Origin of the sequence: Nocardia sp. CA-135398 (assembly GCF_050955845.1) — a bacterium.
Classification (GTDB): domain Bacteria; phylum Actinomycetota; class Actinomycetes; order Mycobacteriales; family Mycobacteriaceae; genus Nocardia.
Window position 1 is genome coordinate 5,944,978 of record NZ_CP192084.1, and the last position, 17,645, is coordinate 5,962,622.

Here is a 17,645-nt window from a genome sequence, read left to right on the forward strand (position 1 = left end):
TTGGCAGGGTACGAATGAGTCTGGTGCTCCTTGCGGGTCTTGACAATTTCCGTTATGGAACACATCGTTTACATGATGTGAACAAAGGAGGTCAGGTGGCGGAGCTGAACCCGGCCGCGCTGCGCGCATTTGTGGCGGTTGCCGAGCAACTGCACTTCGGACGCGCGGCCGGCGGGCTGTACCTCACGACCCCGGCGCTGAGCCAGCAGATCAGCCGCCTCGAGAAGTCCCTTGGTACCCCCTTGTTCGAACGTTCTTCCCGCAAGGTCGAGCTGACGACAGCGGGCCAGCAACTACTGCCATTGGCGCGAGAGGCTGTCGCGGCACACGAGCGCATCGCCGCCTGGAGGACACGCCGGAATACACCGTCGCTGCAAATCGGTTTCATGCACGCCGGCCCAGGGAAACTGACCGCCGACATCTTTGCAGCGGCGTTTCAACGGTTTCCGGCAGCGCGTCTGGAATTCAAGCAGGTACACCGTGACAACATCCCGGACGCATTGCGCAGCGGCGAGCTGGACGCCGCCTTCCTCTGGGGCCCATACGGTTTCGACGGGATACACACCGATGTGCTGTGGCGCGAACCTCGCGTCGCCCTGCTGCACGCAGACAGCGCTCTCGCGAGGCTGCCGCGCGATCTGCGGGCCTCCGACCTCAGAGATGAGCCGATCGTGCTGTCCGACTCCGTCGACCCCGGCTACATCGCGTGGTGCGCTATCGATCCACGCCCGGATGGCAGCAGACCGGTTTTGGGTCCTCGCACGCATTCCATCGAGGAAGCGCTAGCCACGGTCGCCGCCCACTATGGCGTGTACCTACTACCACGATGCGTCGCTGAAACATTTGGCCACGCCAACATCGTCCATCGCCCCGTCATCGACCTTGCACCGAGCCCCTTCACCATCAGCGTGGTCGATCGGGGCTCATCGACGCTGGCCCGCGAACTGGTCCAGGTTGCCACAGAGATTTCCGACCAGGCCTCGTCACCGACGAAGTCGTTGTCCAAAGCCAACTACACCGAGCAGCGTCCGACCGCGCGCCTGATCACCGAGCTCGAAGGACCGCCTCGCCGGGAATATCGAGTGGTTCGCGACCGGTGACCAGGATCCGCAAGTTCGGGCAGGCCTGCAGCCAGGCGCGGCCAGCCCGCGCCTCTGCGACCGTCATTTGCTCGCAGAGGCTCTTGGAGGCGATGCTGTCGCTGTCCGGGATGCCGCTGCACTCCCACAGTTGAACTTTGAGCGATCTACTCGGCTTGCCTCTCGGCAAGCCGGCCAGTTCGGCCCTCTGGAGCGGGGCGGTCAGCACCAGGCGCGGTGGGGATGTCGGCTCAGGTTGGTGAGACGATCCTGCTGTCACCGCGGAACTCGGCGACGACCTGGGAGTCGGAATCGGAGACGGTGACGTCGTAGATTCCGTTGCGGCCGAACCGGGCTCGTTCGACGGCCGCGGCGGTCAGAACGTCGCCTGCCCGGGTCGGGCGGAGATAGCGGATATCGGCGCGGGCGCCAACGGTGCTGTGTCCGTGGCTGTTACACGCCAGGGCGAAGGTGGTGTCGGCAAGAAGGAAGACATAGCCGCCGTGTGTGATGCCGTGCCCGTTGAGCATCGGCTCGGTCACTAGCATCGATGCCGTGGCGTGCCCGGGACCGAGTTCGACGAGCTCGATACCCAGTGCGCGCGAGGCGATGTCGGCGGCGAACATCTGCCGCGCCGTCTCGACGGCGGCCTGGCCGACGGTCGTCATTCGGAGCGCACCGATTCGAGATTCTGGACGAACATCGTTGCGCCGCCGGTGGCGAAGTTGCGGACGTCTTTGCCCGCGACCCGCATTTCCGGCGAGGCCAGGGCCTGCTGCAGGTCGTCCTCGGTGGCGAACTGCAGGTGCGCGACCGCGTGGAACCGCGGTTCGGATCCGTCCAGGGATCGGCAGATACCCCAGGTGAAGCCGGACAGACCGGGGACCTTCTCGGTGAGCGGGATGTGGGTCGAGCGGTAGTACTCATCGAATGCGGCGGGATCGTCGGGCTTTCCGTAGCACACCGAAATCTGGTACGTCACTTGCTTTCTCCTTCAGGCTTGGCGACGAGCGTGAGAACGTCGTAAGTGGCGACGAGCTCGTCGTTCTGGTTGGTCACGGTGGCATCCCAGCGGACCTCGCCGTATCCGGCGGCGGCGCGGGGGCTGATCTGTTTGGCGGTCAACGTCACGGTCAGCGAGTCCTCGGCCTTGACCGGGGTGAGGAACCGCAGGTTGTCGACGCCGAAGTTGGCCAGGACCGGGCCGGGTGCCGGGTCGACGAATAGTCCCGCCGCCAGCGACACCACGAGATAACCGTGCGCCACGATCCCGCCGAAGAGGGGATTGGCCGCCGCGGCCTCAGGATCGGTGTGCGCGTAGAAGGTGTCGCCGGTGAACTCGGCGAAATGCGCGATGTCGTCGAGGGTGACCTGACGGGGACCGCCGACGATGGTGTCGCCGATGCGCAACTCACCCAGATTCTTCCGGAAGGGATGCACATCGCCGTGGACCCGCTCGGCACCGGTGACCCAGCGGCCACCGACCGCGGTCAGTACGGCCGGCGTGCCCTGCACGGCGGTGCGTTGCATGTGGTGCAAGACGCCGCGGATGCCGCCGAGTTCTTCGCCGCCACCGGCGCGGCCGGGGCCGCCGTGCACCAGGACCGGCAGTGGGGATCCGTGTCCGGTGGACTCGCGCGCATCCACGGTGTCGAGTACGAGGACGCGGCCGTGGTAGGGGGCCAGGCCCAGGACAATTTCGCGGGCGATCGCGGTATCGGCGGTGACGACCGAGGCGACCAGGCTGCCCTTGCCACGCGCGGCCAGCTCGACCGCGTCGGCGGTGTCGCGGTAGCCGATGACGGTGGCGACCGGGCCGAAAGCCTCGATTTCGTGTGGCTCGGTGGCGTCGCGGTTGTCGCAGCGCAACAGGATCGGCGACAGGAATGCGCCCGTGGCGGGGTCGGCTCCGGTGACCTCCACAGTGTCCGGGTCGCCGAACACAATGCGGGAGGTGGTCGCCAGCTCCCGCACGGACTTTCGCACTTCCTCGCGCTGATCGAGGCCGGCCAGTGCGCCCATCGTGACGCCCTCGGCGCCGGGTGCACCGACGACGACCTTGCCCAGGCGTTCGGCGGTCGCTTCCACAACCGCGTCGACCAGGTTCTCGGGCACGAGGGCGCGACGGATGGCGGTGCACTTCTGGCCGGCCTTGGCGGTCATCTCGGTGACCAACTGCTTGACGAACAAGGTGAATTCCGGGCTGTCGGCGCTGACGTCGGCGCCGAGAATGGACGCGTTGAGCGAATCGGCCTCGGCGGTGAACTGCACGCCCTCGCGGATCACGGTCGGGTGCGCGCGCAGGATCGCGGCGGTATCGGCCGAGCCGGTGAATGCCACCGAGTCCTGTCCCGACAGGTGCTCGAACAGGCTGCCGACGCCACCGCACACCAACTGCACCGACCCCTCGGGCAGCAGGCCGGAATCGATGATGCGGCGGACGACCAGTTCGGTGAGGTAGGCGGTCTGGCTGGCCGGTTTCACGATCGAGGGCACACCGGCGATGAACGCGGGCGCAAGCTTCTCGAGAAAGCCCCAGACCGGAAAGTTGAACGCGTTGATCTGCACGGCCACACCACGTCGCGAGGTGTAGATGTGCTGGCCGACGAAGGTGCCGGCCTTGCCGAGCTGCTCCACCGCGCCGTCGAGGTACACGGTGTCGTTCGGTAGTTCGCGGCGCGCCTTGCTCGCGTAGCTGAGCAAGGTGCCGATGCCGCCGTCGATGTCGATCGCGGAATCGCGGGTGGTCGCGCCGGTGGCCGAGGACAGTGCGTAGAACTCCTCCTTGCGCTCGAGCAGGTACGTGCCCAGGGCCTTCAGAGCGGCGGCGCGCTCATGGAAGGTGAGCTGCGCCAGCGCGGGCCCTGCGACGGTGCGGCCGTAGTCGACCATGTGCGCGGTGTCCAAGCCGGTCGACGAGATGCGAGCCACCACGCTGCCGTCCACGGCGCTGTGGAGTGGTGTGCCCGCATCCGGCGCGGTGTACCAGTGTCCGCCCACATAGTTGCGCAGCAACTCGGTCATAGAGCCTCCCTTTGAACTGAACATTCGGTCGATAATTACCATCCGTGAGAGTTCTTCCCCTGTCAATGGGCGGCAGGCGAAAGGGGGTCAGGAAGCGTCCGGGCTGGGGTGACGCAGCCCCTGGAACACGATGGCGACCACGGCGTCGGCGATCTGGTCGGCGGTGTTGTCCCCGCGGGGGCGATACCACTCGACGATGGAGTTGACCATGCCCCAGATCAGGCGGCTGACCAGTGCGGGATCGATATCCGGCGCCAGATCGCCCTCCGCGGCGGCGGCTTCGACGAGTCCGGCGACGAAGGCGTCGAATTCGCGGCGGCGGGCAAGTGCGCGCTTCTCCGCCGGGGTGTTTCCGCGCACGCGAAGCAGCAGGGTCACGTAGGGCAGATCGGTAATCAGGATCTGGACGCTGCGGCGCACGAAGTACTCGAGGCGATCGATGGAACGTCCAGTGGTCGCCTGCTCCTCCGTCGTCGCGGCCAGCAGTCCGTTCAGCGCCCGCGACAGCGCGAGCTCCAGAAGCTCTCCCTTACCCGAAACATGATGGTAGATAGCCGATTTGGCGATGCCGAGACGCTTTGCGAGCGTCTCCATGCTGGTGGCGTCGTAGCCCTTGTCGTTGAAAACCTTGACCGCGACCGACAGCAGGGAGTCCAGGTCGTACCCGGGCCGGCCGGGACGCCTCGCGGTCTGGGCTGTGCGCGCCGAAGTCATGCGTCCATCTTGACGCATCGGTCTCGAATGTTTCGAAAGCGACCCTTCCCAAACTTGATACATACCGAATGTTCGGTTAATACTTCGAGGGTACGCGAACAAGGGCGGGGAACTACAGCTAGCTCAGGGGGTCTGCGATCACACGTCCGCCAAATCCGGACGAGCGAGCATGGCGGCGACGTTGATCCCCAGAATCGTGTTCTCACCATCTTCGATCAGCGACGACTGACTGTCGCGAAGCAACTTCTCGACCGGGTACTCCGGCGTCAAGCCGTTCGCACCGAAGAGCCGCATCGCTTCTTGAGACAACGCGAACGACGCTTCCGTCGCGTGCACCTTGGCGGTGATGCTGCCAATGGCACTCGGTCCGTACGGTCCGTAGTGATAGGCGACCGCACGGCGCACCAAAGCGCGAGACGCTTCAAGCCTGTTCCACATCTGGAAGATCCGCGCTCGCACAGATTGGTGCCTGATCAGCGGCACACCGCCTTGCGAACGTTCATGGGTATAGGCGAAGGCATAGTCGAATGCCGCACGCCCTACACCCACGAACGCGGTCGCGACAATCGTCTTGGCCAGGGCGAGATTCGTCGCAAGGTCTCGATGGGCATCGATCCCTTCGGCGACGACGAACTCTGCCGGCACCCGCACCGAGTCGAAATAGATGGCGCCCTGCGGCAGACTCCGCTGACCGATCTTCGAGAGCGGAGGGCTCTTGCTCACGCCGGGCTCATCGAGAGGCACCATGAGACCGATGTAATTGAGGCGACCTTCAGGGTCGTAGAAGCCTTCACCGAAGTCACAGGCGGCCTGGAGGATCCCGCACGATGCGACCGGCGCGCCTGAGATCCACTGCGACGATTGCCCCTGGACCACGTAGTCGGCACCTTCCCGTCGTACCGTGAGGTTGCCGACTGTGGGGCGCATCCCGGGATAGGTCTCCAACCCCAGGTGGTCGATCGCATCGCTGCCGCGATCGGGCTGACTACCGATGAAGCATCCAAGTCCATCCCCGACACGCTCGATCAGCTCCGCGCTATTCAGCCTGAAAGCGGTGAACTTCGCGACGTCTCGCACGATTGACAGGGTGGCGAGGCCGGCGTCTCCCCAACCGAGTTCCTCCATCAGAACCGGCATCATCAATGCCTGCTCCTCCGGCGGGAGCTGGACGAGTGCACCCAGGTCGGCGAGACCTGTGCGCTTGACCTCAGCCAGAAAGTCATGCAGGGGCGAACCTGGTCGCACAACGTCATCTGCAGACATCTTGTCCAGTTCTGCGGCTACCGGTCGCATGACTTCGCGCGCGAACTTGCGTGACTCGCGCTGAAGGTCAGCCACTTCGGTGGGAACCTGAGCGTCGAGGCCTGTCGGTCCCAGCTTTGGGTGTTGCGGAAGAGTCCCGATCATTCTTTTCTCCAAGTACCGGTTGGCAGAGTATGGGGGCCGCCACCTCCCGGTCGTACAGACCCGACGTGCTCACCGACATCCCGCCGAGTCATCGTCGACAACGAAATGGGGTTGTCGGTGGGCGGACGAGACCCGCCCGCCCACCGACAAGATCAGCGGTTGATGACGACGTTCTCCTTCGTCATCAATACATCGAGAGCGTCTCCGAGGTTGAGCTCGTCCTCACCCAGCTCTTTCATGGCCGCCTGCCCTTCGGGGGTCGACATCCCCGCAGCCATGTCCTCCTCCGAGTCCCAGTAAAGCTCGGCCACTCCGTCGACTTCGGTCTCGCTGGACCAGCCACGCTCAGCCCGCAATTGCGCCACAACTTCTGACTGACAGCCGATCGACTGGACGTACTTCTTAATGCGCAGCGTCTCAGCGTGCTTCTGCACGAGCAGGGCGTGGGCGCCGCGCCAGTGATTCTCGAAGTCCGCCTGGCTGATGTCGGCCCTCTTTTTGATGATGAGTACGAGCTTCACCATTGGAGCAATTCCTTTCCAATTTGTTTTCCAACATCTGATACAGGGATCCGAGCGGATCCATCTGCAGGGTGTGCGTGAGCGAGATGCCCGTGGCCTTCGCTCCGAAGGCGGTCGGTCAGGAAGCCTTCGATACTTCCGCCACGAAGCCGAGGACGAGCTCCGGCCGTCGCAGCGCAGTGATGTAGCGCCCGCTCAGGACGTCTTGACGGTGGACGGGCGACGCAGGCCCGCCCACCGACGGCTTCAGCGGCCGATGACGACGTTCTCGGTGGTCATGAAGACCTCCAAGACCTCTCCCAGCTTGGCGCACGCCAGGTCTGCCATTGCCGCCTGCCCTGCGGGGCTCGACATGCCCGCAAGCATGTCCTCCTCGGAGTCCCAATAGAGCTCCGCGACCCCGGAGGCCTCAGCTTCGCCGGTCCACCCGCGCTCGGCGCGCAGGTGGTCCACGCCTGGCGACGGGATTCGAATCGACTGCACGTACCTCTCGATGCGCAGCGTCTCGCCGAACTTCTGCACGAGCTGGGCGTGTTCAGTTCTCCAATGGCTGTTGAACTCCTCAAGGCTCATTTCGGCGTGCTTCTTGACGATGAGGACGAGCTTGACCACTGTGAATTCCCTTCCGAGGGTTTCGACCGCCTGATGGATAACCGGGGCGGCTCCGGATGGTGTCGGGAGTGCGGCGGCGAGGGCGGCCGACTGCGGTGGATCAGGCAGACCCTGAGACGTCCGACAGGAACCCGAGGACGAGCTTGTTCCACTCGTCGGCGGACTCGACGTTAAGAACGTGACCACATTCGGGGAATTCGACCAGCCGGGCGTCCGGCGTGCGCTTTGCAAGTTCAGTCGCGTAGCCCGGCTCTCGGAGCTGATCCTTACCTCCAGCCGTATACAGGACCGGAACCGAGATCTGCTCGTACGGCGTGTCATCGGGCAGGCCGAATTCTGAGCGGGGAGGGGTCGCAGGCGCCTTGAACCGCGCCGATGCGCTTGCCTCCCAAGCCCCAGGGACGAGGGACTTCTCCCAGCGCAGCTTCACGAACTCGTCGTCCTCAGCGAACTTGGGGTCGGCGTAGGCGACGGTGACCAACTGGCGCATCTTGTCGATGGTCTGGTCGTAGTCGAGCAGGACTTGGCGAGCGTCGTTCGCCGGGATGAATCCGCCGCCGGAGGCAACGAACACCGAACGAATAGGCCAGGCCGGCTTTCCAAGCGCCGCGACCTTGAGCAGCATGGTGCCACCCATCGAGAGACCGCCGAAGTGCGCGTTCTCGATGCACATCACCCGCAGGAACTGGGTCATGTGGTCGATCATTCGACCGGCGCCGGACACGAAGTCGCGGACCTTGTCCGTGCCGCCGAAGCCGAGCCAGTCCGGCGCGACGACGCGATAACGCTCCGACAGGGCGGGAATGTTCGGCTCCCAGCTCAGCCAGGCGTCTTCGCCGAAAGCTCCGCCGTGCAACAGGACAATGGTCTCTTCGCCATCTCCGGCTTCAAGGTACTGGGTACGGATACCGTCGACCAGAACGTGGCGGGTGCGAATGTTAGGCAACGTAGCTTCTCCTTCTGTGTGATCCGCCATCGCCATGCGATAGCGCTGAGGTACGGGAAAGTGGGGCATGCTCCCGCCATGCTGGAGCGGCGCCGAGGCGACAGCGCTGTTTGAAAAGAAGCACACTCAGTGGCGCGAAGCGGCGCCGCGGGAGCCAATTCGCCGCCGAACATCACTGATCTGTGCGCGGCCCGGCATGAGTCGGCCGGGTCAGGTTTCGTCGGGTTGTGGTGCACCGTGCTGCGCGGCGGGCAGCGCGTCGAAATGTCGCCCGATGGCGTCAAACGCGTCGCGGAAGAACCGCCCGAGGATCGGCCCGCCGAGCCTGCCCACGAACGTGGGATCGCCCGCGGCGCGGAAGCTGAACTGGCAGCGGTCTGCTCCCAACGGCTCAACACGGTAATCCTCGGCGAAGCTGCGGTACAGCGGCAGGTTGGACTTGGGGATATAAAATGTGTAGCGGCGTCCCTCATCCCAGATGAAGAAGTTCTCATCGAGTTTGAGAATGCCCATAAACGTCGCGCGCCTGGTCGCCCCGACGCTCAGGGGCCGTGGGGAGGTCCATCTCAGTGTCAGCCGCGGGATGCATTGCAGCGGCCTGTCAGCGACCAGGTCGGCCCAAACTTCCTCTGCGGGTTTGGGAATCGTCCAAGTGTGGCTGTAGCGCAACGGAGCGGTGGAAAAGAACCTCTCGTCGACAGGTTTAAGCGTGGCCATGGACTAGTGTCTTTCATTAATCGTTGGATTGTTTTCGGTCCCAGCGGGCCGAATGACAGTGCAGGTCGGTCACCGAGCCGGCACGGGTCGGATGACTTGCAGTCGGCGCTTCGCGTCAGAGGTCATGTTCGCGGGCGTCCAATCCATCCCGTGATCGGCGTTGCAGACGACCGAGTCCACATCGGGAAGCTCAGCAACGGCCCGCTCAACGGCCTCTCTCATTGGAGCCGCGTTCCAACAGATCGGTGACGTGAGTCGAAGATCCACCACCACGTGGGAGCCGTTCCGCTCCACCCGACGGACCAGCCCCATCTCGAGCAGACTGAGCGGTGCACCAGTCGCTGCACTGCAAGGGTCGATCACTGTTCGCAGGGCCGCGGCGATGTCCTCATCGATCACAGGGATGTCCAGGTCGGCGCCTCGCCATTGCGCGGCTTGCTCACTCATTCGTGCCCGCCGATCGCGTGGTGGAGTAGGGCGGTGCGATACCCTCCGCCTTGGCCTTGCTGAACTCGTCGTCGGCAATTCGCTCTAGACGCTCGGCCACATCGATTCCCATGATCCGGGCATAGTTTCCACTCAGGACCCCGGCCTTCATCTCACGCGTGAACTGGGGCACGCCGTAGTGGTCCATGACGTCCTGGTCGAACTGGAAGTTCCAGAACGCTTCAAGCGGCGGGTGCGGGTGGTACGCCATGGCCCCGGTCCCCCAGACAATCTGCTGAGCGGCGTACGGGCCTCCCACTGACAGCAGGCCGGCCATCACATACTGGAACATCTTGGGCTTGATCGCCGCCATCGCACAGGTGATCTCCAGGTTGACGAACACGTTGGGGAATCTAGCGATTTGCCAGGCTGTTTCCTCGATAAAGGCGGAGCCGCCGTGCACAATCTCGAAATTCAGGCCCGGGAAGGCCATTGCCGCGCGGTCGATATCGTCGACGCGATAATGTTCCATGGCGTACGGACCCAGAGGGACGGATTTGTGGATCGCGACTGTCTTGACCCCACGCTTCAGTGCATGCTCGAACAGCGGAAAGGCGATCTCCGGATCGTCCATCTTCCAGCCCAGAACCTCATCATCGAGCCAACTGTTCGGGTACAGCTTCAGGCCAGGAGGATTACCCAAGAGCTCGAACTGCCGGTCGAATTCATCGATCGCCGCCTGGCCCGCCATCGGGTCGACGCCGGCGTAGACAATAAAGCGATCGGGCCACCGGGAGATTGCTTCATGGGTCTTCTCTACCGAGGCCATGCCATCCTTGAAAGCGCCGACCGGAAGGACGTGATGCACTGCAAGATCGGTGTTGCTTTCGAGGAATACCAGAGAGGCTGTCTCTTCCATGCTCCAATCGCGCATGTACTCATTTGCCGGCACTCGATAGCCGGGAATTTGGGCAGCGTAGGTTGCTGCGGTAACCAATTCCGCCGAAGGACGCCCCCACTTGTTCGCGAAGTTCGAGGGGTCGATGTTGTAGGCATGGACGACGGCGTCAATGACGGGGACGTCTTCGAGCATGTGATGCTCCAAAGTTTCGGGCTGACAGATTAAGACAAACCAGATTCTGCGCCCTTGCGGACCTGTTGCCCACGTCCATTTCGGCGCTGATCGTTAACCGACTGTGAACGACGTCACAGCGTCGGGTCGAGAGACGCCGCACGACGATGGTCATCCCGCTCGCCAGTGCCCCCACGTAGCGGTGCCGGTGCGCCCGTCGCGCAGCATGGTCGCCAATTGGCCGAGGCAGACCAGGCGGGCGACCTCGGGGTCCGGGATGAACCAACCAGCATGATGCGGCGATAGACGATGTTGGCGTGACCGAGGGCTTCTGCGAAGCATTGCGGCACTACGTACACGCCATAGCGGGCGGCGACGGTGGCAAATGCTTCCTCGATGGAGGGCACACGAAGACCCCCGTGCTGGTCTGCTCCCGTCGGGGCGTGGATCGATGGCGCACCATGCCCCGCCGCCAGCAATCCGTCCCACTCGCCCGATGGCGCCGATCTTCGCCGTCGCGTACTGCAGCAGCGTCCACTCGGCCATGTTCGGCGCCCAGATACCGATACGGTCGCCTTTCACGACACCGGTCTCCAGCAAACCCAGAGCGAGGACGTCGATGTCTTCGGGTAGCTGCGAGTAGGTCCATCATCGGCCGGCGCAGCGACTTTCCCGCCAGCTTGCTGCGCAGCCGCGGGTCGCGCACGACCGGTTCGATGACCTCGCCCGCGCGGCTGGTACGGATGACCTCGAGGACATCCCGGGCAGCCCGGCATCGGTGAGCACTTGGGCGAGCGCGGCCGCGGTCAGCGGTGTCTGCGGTGCCGGTTTCAAGACCATCGTGCACCCCGCCGCGGTGTTTCGGGTTCGGCGAGCTTCACGACTTCTCCTTGAAAAGACTTGGTGTCATTTGCGATGTTCGACCGCTTCGATCATTCGATCGAGCGCCTCGTTCGCCGCCGGAAGTTGGCGTTCGGTGGCTTGTCGGAACACCGCTACGCTGCGGGACGCAGGCCAGTCGGCGGGAAGGAATTTTGCGGGGAGACGGGGATCGGTCCGCAGGAGTTCGAGCCAGTCGGCGATCATCGCGGTGTGTGCCGCCAAGGCGTCCGCAGGGGCCGGCTCGTCCAAGCGCCACGTCTCGATGAATTTTTCGTGGCGCGCGCGAAGTGCGTCGAGATCCCATGCCGCCGCGACGATATCGCGCGTGGACACGGCGTCGACCGGTGAGCCGGCGAAGGCGAAGGCGATGGCGTTCTCGACTTGGAGCGTCTCCAGTACAGGGGTGAGGTCGACCTTGCCGGGGGCGATCCACATCCCGTCCCGGATGCGTCCGAAGCCGAGCCACAGCAGTTGCGACCGCAGTCGATGACGTACGTCCCGACGCGTCTCGGGAATGGAATAGCTGAGCAGTGTCCATTCTGTGTCGTCCCGGTGGAACGGCTCCGCAGAACCGACTCGGCGGCCACCTTCGGCCAGTACGTCCACAGCGTGCGGGGTCAGGCCGTAGGTCATCGTTCGGCCGGCGCGCCGACGGTCGAGAAGACCGCTGTTGACCATCCGGTTCAGGGTGACACGGGTGGTTCCCTCGCTGATACCCAGCGATTCGAGCAGGTCGACGATCACGCGCCCGTGGACTCGCTCTCGCTGCGGTTGGTCCGCGACGAAGGCGCCGAAGAAGGCGAGGAGAAGTTGTGTGGGTGTGGCTCGGCGACCGGGATCGGCAGGTGTTGCGTTCTCGGGGAACGGATTCGACGAGGACAGTTCCCTCACCTCCAGATCGCTGCGAGGGCGGCCGGTGTGCCGCCTGATGTCGTTATGAGCCGATTCGGCTACCTTGCCACACCTCGGAAGTTTAACGATTTATTGACGGGCGACACGAATATGTCATAGATTCACCCGGAGAGTATCGGACCGTTCGCGAGCCGGATGCATCGCCCGTGGTAGGAGCGCCTCGCTTGATCTACAAATCTGAAATCCCTCAAATCGATGTCCCGTTGGTGAACCTTGCCGACTTCGTCCTAGCGGATGCTGGTACTCGGACCGACCGTGTGGCCATCACGGATGCTGCGTCCGGTGCCGAGATCACCTACGGCCAGCTCGACGACCTGTCCGCGCGCGCGGCCGCCGGGCTCACCGCGGCCGGCGTCCGGCCGGGCGACGTGGTGGGGTTGATCAGCCACAACCAGCCGCTGTTCGCCGTCGCCGTCTACGCCGTCCTCCGAGCGGGTGCCATCGTCAGCCCGGTGAATCCACTGTTCACCGATGACGAGATCCGCAGTCAGTTGCGCAGCGCGCGGGCGACGGCCGTCATCCACGCGGTCGATGGTGACCGCATCTCCCGAGTCGTCCGGGATACCGCCGTTCAGGCAACGTTCTCCCTGGTCGGCGAGCAATCCGGGACGGCGTTCGCTGCGCTGTTCGAGTATGAGCCGGCGAAGTCATATCAGCCGTCGTCGCCGGACGAGCTCGCCGTACTCCCGTTTTCGAGTGGAACCACCGGAACGAGCAAAGGCGTGATGTTGAGCCATGGCAATTTGGTGGCCAACCTCGTGCAGATACAGCATGGCTGGCCGCTCGCCAGCGACGACGTGGTATGCGCCTTTCTGCCCCTGTTTCATATCTACGGGTTCTCCGTGATCATGAACCTTTCGATTCGGTCGGGCGCGAAAGTCATCACCATGCCGCGCTTCGAGTTGGACTGGTATCTGCGGATCGTGCAGGAGAAACGGGTGACCGTCGGACACTTCGCGCCCCCGGTCGTGCTGGCACTCGCAAATGCTCCCCAAGTCGCGCAGTACGACCTTTCGTCGATGACGAGAGCTCTGTCGGCAGCTGCTCCACTCGACAAGGCACTCGCTGACAGAGCGTTCGAACGCACCGGAATTGTGATCCGGCAGGGATACGGGATGACCGAAGCGGCTCCCGGCACGCACAACGTCGCCTTCCGAGATTACGACTCGACGCCGGCAGATGCGGTTGGCCGACTGGTTCCGGGAACGGAGGCGCGTCTCGTCGACCCGGCCAGCGGGATCGACGTGGCCCCGGGAGAGACCGGCGAGCTGTGGGTGCGCGGCCCGCAGGTGATGCAGGGATATCTGAACATGCCGGAAGAGACATCTGCCACCTTGGTGAACGGATGGCTCCGCACCGGAGACATCCTGCATGTCCGCGACGGCGAGTTCTATGTCGTGGACCGGCTCAAAGAGCTGATCAAGTACAAGGGATATCAGGTCCCCCCGGCCGAGTTGGAGGCCGTGCTGTTGCAGCATCCGGCAGTCGTCGACGCGGCCGTCATCGGCCTTCCGGATCCCGAAGCAGGTGAGTTACCGGTGGGCTACGTGGTCGTCGACGGGCCGGACATCCCGGACGTGGCGTCGATCATGGCCTTCGTGGCCGAGCGGGTCGCACCGTACAAGAAGCTGCGCGACGTCGTGGTCGTCGATCGGATCCCGAAATCTGCGTCCGGCAAGATCCTCCGGCGCGTTCTCCGGGACGAAGCGCTGTTGTCCGACGCATCCAGCCCCCATGGCGGATGAGTATCACCGATTTATCGAATCTGTAGGAGTAAGAATGCATCTCGAAGACAAAGTAGCCGTGGTCACCGGTAGCGGTCGTGGTCTGGGGCTGGCATACGCCAAGGAACTCGCGCGGCACGGCGCCGCGGTGATCGTGAACGATGTGGACCAAAGCACTGCCGACGCGGCCGTGGCCGAGATCGTGGCCGCGGGAGGCCGCGCAGCGGCCCTCGCCGGCGCGGTCGGGTCCACCGAGACCGCGGAGCGACTGGTGGCCGCGGCGGTCGAGCAGTTCGGCCGCCTCGATGTCATGGTCACGAATGCGGGGATCCTGCGCGACAAGGTGCTGTGGAAGATGACCGACGAGGACTTCGACGCGGTGATCAATGTTCACATGCGGGGCACTTTCACCTGCGTGCGAGCCGCGGTCCAGCGGTTCCGTGAACAGGGCGACGGCGGCCGCATCATTGCGATCGGTTCCCCTGCGGGCCAGCGCGGAAACTTCGGCCAGACAAACTATTCCGGCGCCAAGGCCGGGATCGTCGGGATGGTCCGGACCTGGGCGATGGAACTCGAGCGGGCGGGGATCACCGCGAACGCGGTATGCCCCGTCGCGGTCACCGCGATGACCGAGACCGTTCCGCTGTTCGCGCCCCACATCGAGGAGATGAAGCGGACCGGCACGCTCCCCGACGTCATGCGCCGGGAGGTGGGGATGGGTACGCCGGAGGACGCGGCCGGTCTCATCGCCTTCCTGGCGTCGGACGCGGCCGCCGGTATTACCGGCCAGGCCTTCTCGGTCGGTGGAGACCGTCTCGCGCTGTGGTCTCATCCGAAGCTGACCGCGACCGCATATCACCGCGGCGGTTTCGGCGCAGACGAGGTAGCCGAGCGTTGGCCCGCGGATTTCGCGGACAGTGTGGAGTCAGTGGGCGAGGAGTTTCCGGCGGAACTCACGGCGAAGGCCTGACGCCATGACCACGCGATACGAATTCGGCGTCGATGTCGACGCCGTCCAGGCCATCGACTTCCACGCGCATGTTCAACTCGACAGCTGTGGCCACCACGCCTTGGACGGCGTATCCCTCGCGGCCGTGGAGAAGTACTTCAAGTCCGACGACAACCAGAGCCCGACCGTCGATGACGTGGCCGACTACTACCGCGCGCGCAACATCGCGGCGGTCGTATTCACAGTCGACGCCACATCCGCAATGGCGCATCCGCCCAATTCGGTGGAGGAGATCGCCGAGGGCGCGGCGCGCAACAACGACATCCTGATCCCGTTCGGCTCCGTCGATCCGCTGCAGGACAAGGCGGCCGTCAGGCGGGCGCGGATGCTCGTCGCGGACTACGGCGTGCGGGGCTTCAAATTCCATCCCAGCATGCAGAACTTCGCCCCCAACGACCGACGTTTCTACCCCTTGTACGAGGCACTAGTCGAGATGGGTGTGCCGGCGTTGTTCCACACCGGACAGACCGGTATCGGTGCGGGCCTGCCCGGTGGCAACGGAATCAAACTGCGCTACTCGGATCCGATGCTGCTCGACGACATCGCCGCGGACTTCCCGGAACTCACGATCGTCATGGCGCATCCTGCCGTGCCGTGGGTCGACTCTCAGATCTCCATAGCGACCCACAAGGCGAACGTCTACATCGACCTGTCGGGATGGTCCCCGAAATACTTTCCGCCGCAACTGGTCCGAGCGATCAACGGCCCCCTGCGCCGCAAGGCTCTTTTCGGATCCGACTCGCCGGTCATCCACGTGGACCGGTGGATGAAGGATTTCGCCGAACTGACCATCAAACCCGAAGTCGAGCCGTTGCTGTTCAAGGCCAACGCCTGCGACGTCCTCCGCATCGCGCAGCGATGACGCCAACAACACCGCAACCACGACAGCAAGGAGAGCATGATGACCACAGCCGCGCAGACCACTCGCGTCGCGACACTCGCCGACCTCGAGTCACTCGCCGGACAGCAACTCGGCACCAGCTCGTGGTTCACCGTCGGACAGGACAAGATCGACACCTTCGCCGACGCCACCGATGACCACCAGTGGATTCACACCGACGTCGAACGTGCGAAGAAGGAGAGCCCGTTCGGGGGACCGGTCGCACACGGCTACCTCACTCTGTCGCTGATCATCCCGATGTGGTCAGAAGTGCTCATCGTGGACAGCACGACCACCGCGATCAACTACGGACTCAACAAGGTTCGCTTCACCAGCCCCGTCCCCGCCGGCGCGAGGATTCGCCTCGTCGCCACCTTGAAGTCGGTCGAAAAGCTGCCGAAGGGTGGGGTGCAGTTGACCGTCGACGGTGTCATCGAGTTGGAGAACAGCGAGCGGCCGGCGGTCGTCGTCGAGGCTCTCTACCGCTTCTTCGAGTGATCCGCCTTCGGCTCATCGACGATCCGGAAGGCGGTATCGCAGTATGAAGCGCAAGCTGTTCGAGGCCGAGCACGAGGCGTTCCGTTCCACAGTGAACAAGTTCCTCGCCTCCGAAGTCGTTCCATTCCTAGCGGATTGGGAACGCGATGGAATGGTCGATCGCCGGCTCTACACACGCGCCGGTGGACTCGGACTACTGGGAATCGACGTCGACGAAGAGTTCGGCGGAGGCGGCGTGCGGGACTTCCGCTACAACCTGATCATCATCGAGGAACTCTGCAAGATCGGTGCGGCAGCTCTCACGATGAACATCAGTGGATTCAACGATCTCGTAGCACCCTATCTGAACGCGCTCTGCACGCCGGAGCAGAAGAGTCGGTGGTTGCCCGGGCTGTGTGCGGGCACCGCGGTGTCGGCGATCGCCATGACCGAGCCCGGAACAGGAAGTGATCTGAAGGCAATTCGCACCACGGCCGTACGCGACGGCGACCACTACGTCGTGACCGGAGCGAAAACGTTCATCAGCAACGGCATCCATGCCGACCTGGTGATCACCGCGGTGGTGACCGACCCTGAAAAAGGCAGCCGAGGCATCAGTCTGCTGATGCTCGAGCGAGGCATGCCGGGCTTCGAACGTGGCCGCAAGCTCGACAAGATCGGACTGAAGGCGCAGGACACCGCAGAACTCTTCTTCGACAACGTCCGCGTCCCCGTGGCAAATCTCATCGGCGAGGAGGGGCGCGGGTTCGGCTATTTGATGCACAATCTCGCACAAGAGCGGATGAGTGTCGCTGCCGCGGCAGTAGCGTCGATGGAGCGCACGTTGCAGAACACTGTCGACTACACCTCCGAGCGAACGGCATTCGGTCGGCCGGTTATCGACTTCCAGGCCAACAAGTTCACCCTCGCGGAACTCGCCACCGAGGTGGAAATCGCCCGAGTGTTCTTCGACCGATGTGCCGAAGCCCTGCTCGCCGGAGAACTCACCGCGGTCGACGCCGCGATGGTGAAGTGGTGGACGACCGAGCTTCAACAGCGGGTAGTGGCCAGATGCCTGCAACTACACGGCGGCTACGGGTTCATCACCGAGTATTCCGTTGCTCGCGACTTCGTCGATGCCCGCGGATCGACCTTGTATGCGGGAACAACGGAGATCATGAAAGAAATCATCGCGCGGTCCTTGACCGCGTGAGCGCCCCTCGGCCGCGTACCACCAGTTCGG

The 17,645-nt window shown here is 64.0% G+C and carries 19 protein-coding genes and 1 pseudogene; 6 read left to right on the forward strand and 14 right to left on the reverse strand.

The features are described from left to right. Positions 1 to 95: 95 nt before the first annotated feature. Positions 96 to 1,100, forward strand: coding sequence for a LysR family transcriptional regulator (locus ACQP1T_RS26160; protein ID WP_433755728.1), 1,005 nt, complete (start codon positions 96 to 98; stop codon positions 1,098 to 1,100). A 230-nt stretch (positions 1,101 to 1,330) separates the two neighbouring features. Here the strand turns inward: ACQP1T_RS26160 and paaI are convergent, their stop codons facing one another. The 14 genes and pseudogenes from paaI to ACQP1T_RS26230 all read right to left on the reverse strand — a co-directional run bounded on the left by paaI (position 1,331) and on the right by ACQP1T_RS26230 (position 12,291). Continuing rightward, positions 1,331 to 1,747 carry a hydroxyphenylacetyl-CoA thioesterase PaaI gene (paaI, locus tag ACQP1T_RS26165; protein ID WP_433755729.1) on the reverse strand — a complete coding sequence of 139 codons (417 nt, stop codon included), beginning with the start codon at positions 1,745 to 1,747 and terminating at the stop codon, positions 1,331 to 1,333. Further along, a complete protein-coding gene (locus ACQP1T_RS26170) occupies positions 1,744 to 2,061 on the reverse strand; it encodes an EthD family reductase (protein ID WP_433755730.1) in 318 nt (105 codons plus the stop codon). The genes paaI and ACQP1T_RS26170 overlap by 4 nt, the downstream gene beginning before the upstream one ends. Continuing rightward, positions 2,058 to 4,103 (reverse strand): phenylacetic acid degradation bifunctional protein PaaZ, encoded by a 2,046-nt coding sequence (paaZ, locus tag ACQP1T_RS26175; RefSeq protein ID WP_433755731.1) that lies wholly within the window; start codon positions 4,101 to 4,103, stop codon positions 2,058 to 2,060. The genes ACQP1T_RS26170 and paaZ overlap by 4 nt, the downstream gene beginning before the upstream one ends. A gap of 87 nt (positions 4,104 to 4,190) precedes the next feature. Next, positions 4,191 to 4,817: a TetR/AcrR family transcriptional regulator gene (locus ACQP1T_RS26180; protein ID WP_433755732.1), complete on the reverse strand. Its 627-nt coding sequence runs from the start codon at positions 4,815 to 4,817 to the stop codon at positions 4,191 to 4,193. A 138-nt stretch (positions 4,818 to 4,955) separates the two neighbouring features. Continuing rightward, on the reverse strand, positions 4,956 to 6,224 hold the full coding sequence (locus ACQP1T_RS26185) for an acyl-CoA dehydrogenase family protein (protein ID WP_433755733.1): 1,269 nt from the start codon (positions 6,222 to 6,224) through the stop codon (positions 4,956 to 4,958). Between the two features lie 152 nt (positions 6,225 to 6,376). Next, entirely contained in the window at positions 6,377 to 6,748 is a 372-nt protein-coding gene (locus ACQP1T_RS26190; protein WP_433755734.1) for an EthD domain-containing protein, read from the reverse strand. A gap of 243 nt (positions 6,749 to 6,991) precedes the next feature. Next, entirely contained in the window at positions 6,992 to 7,357 is a 366-nt protein-coding gene (locus ACQP1T_RS26195) for an EthD domain-containing protein (protein ID WP_433755735.1), read from the reverse strand. Positions 7,358 to 7,457: 100 nt separating this feature from the next. Continuing rightward, a complete protein-coding gene (locus ACQP1T_RS26200) occupies positions 7,458 to 8,303 on the reverse strand; it encodes an alpha/beta fold hydrolase (protein WP_433755736.1) in 846 nt (281 codons plus the stop codon). A gap of 210 nt (positions 8,304 to 8,513) precedes the next feature. Then, positions 8,514 to 9,020, reverse strand: coding sequence for an SRPBCC family protein (locus ACQP1T_RS26205; RefSeq protein ID WP_433755737.1), 507 nt, complete (start codon positions 9,018 to 9,020; stop codon positions 8,514 to 8,516). A gap of 69 nt (positions 9,021 to 9,089) precedes the next feature. Continuing rightward, entirely contained in the window at positions 9,090 to 9,467 is a 378-nt protein-coding gene (locus ACQP1T_RS26210) for a metal-sulfur cluster assembly factor (protein ID WP_433755738.1), read from the reverse strand. Beyond that, positions 9,460 to 10,539: an amidohydrolase family protein gene (locus tag ACQP1T_RS26215; RefSeq protein WP_433755739.1), complete on the reverse strand. Its 1,080-nt coding sequence runs from the start codon at positions 10,537 to 10,539 to the stop codon at positions 9,460 to 9,462. Before ACQP1T_RS26215 ends, ACQP1T_RS26210 begins: the two co-directional genes overlap by 8 nt. A gap of 474 nt (positions 10,540 to 11,013) precedes the next feature. Next, positions 11,014 to 11,166: pseudogene (locus ACQP1T_RS26220) on the reverse strand (AMP-binding protein); the annotation flags it as partial. Then, positions 11,167 to 11,358, reverse strand: a complete 192-nt coding sequence (locus ACQP1T_RS26225) for a hypothetical protein (RefSeq protein WP_433755740.1) — start codon at positions 11,356 to 11,358, stop codon at positions 11,167 to 11,169. 66 nt (positions 11,359 to 11,424) lie between these two features. After that, positions 11,425 to 12,291: a PaaX family transcriptional regulator gene (locus ACQP1T_RS26230; RefSeq protein ID WP_433755741.1), complete on the reverse strand. Its 867-nt coding sequence runs from the start codon at positions 12,289 to 12,291 to the stop codon at positions 11,425 to 11,427. A 185-nt stretch (positions 12,292 to 12,476) separates the two neighbouring features. Between ACQP1T_RS26230 and ACQP1T_RS26235 the strand changes: the two genes are divergently transcribed. The 5 genes from ACQP1T_RS26235 to ACQP1T_RS26255 are packed head-to-tail and all read left to right on the forward strand — an operon-like array spanning position 12,477 to position 17,615. Next, a complete protein-coding gene (locus tag ACQP1T_RS26235) occupies positions 12,477 to 14,057 on the forward strand; it encodes an AMP-binding protein (RefSeq protein ID WP_433755742.1) in 1,581 nt (526 codons plus the stop codon). A gap of 34 nt (positions 14,058 to 14,091) precedes the next feature. Further along, positions 14,092 to 15,006 (forward strand): SDR family NAD(P)-dependent oxidoreductase, encoded by a 915-nt coding sequence (locus ACQP1T_RS26240; protein ID WP_433755744.1) that lies wholly within the window; start codon positions 14,092 to 14,094, stop codon positions 15,004 to 15,006. A 4-nt stretch (positions 15,007 to 15,010) separates the two neighbouring features. Beyond that, complete coding sequence (locus tag ACQP1T_RS26245) at positions 15,011 to 15,907, forward strand: amidohydrolase family protein (RefSeq protein WP_433755745.1); 897 nt, start codon at positions 15,011 to 15,013, stop codon at positions 15,905 to 15,907. Between the two features lie 39 nt (positions 15,908 to 15,946). Beyond that, the gene (locus tag ACQP1T_RS26250) at positions 15,947 to 16,423 is read left to right on the forward strand and encodes a MaoC family dehydratase (protein ID WP_433762357.1); all 477 of its coding nucleotides are present in this window, start codon (positions 15,947 to 15,949) and stop codon (positions 16,421 to 16,423) included. A 43-nt stretch (positions 16,424 to 16,466) separates the two neighbouring features. Beyond that, positions 16,467 to 17,615 (forward strand): acyl-CoA dehydrogenase family protein, encoded by a 1,149-nt coding sequence (locus ACQP1T_RS26255; protein ID WP_433755746.1) that lies wholly within the window; start codon positions 16,467 to 16,469, stop codon positions 17,613 to 17,615. The last annotated feature ends 30 nt before the right edge of the window (positions 17,616 to 17,645 follow it).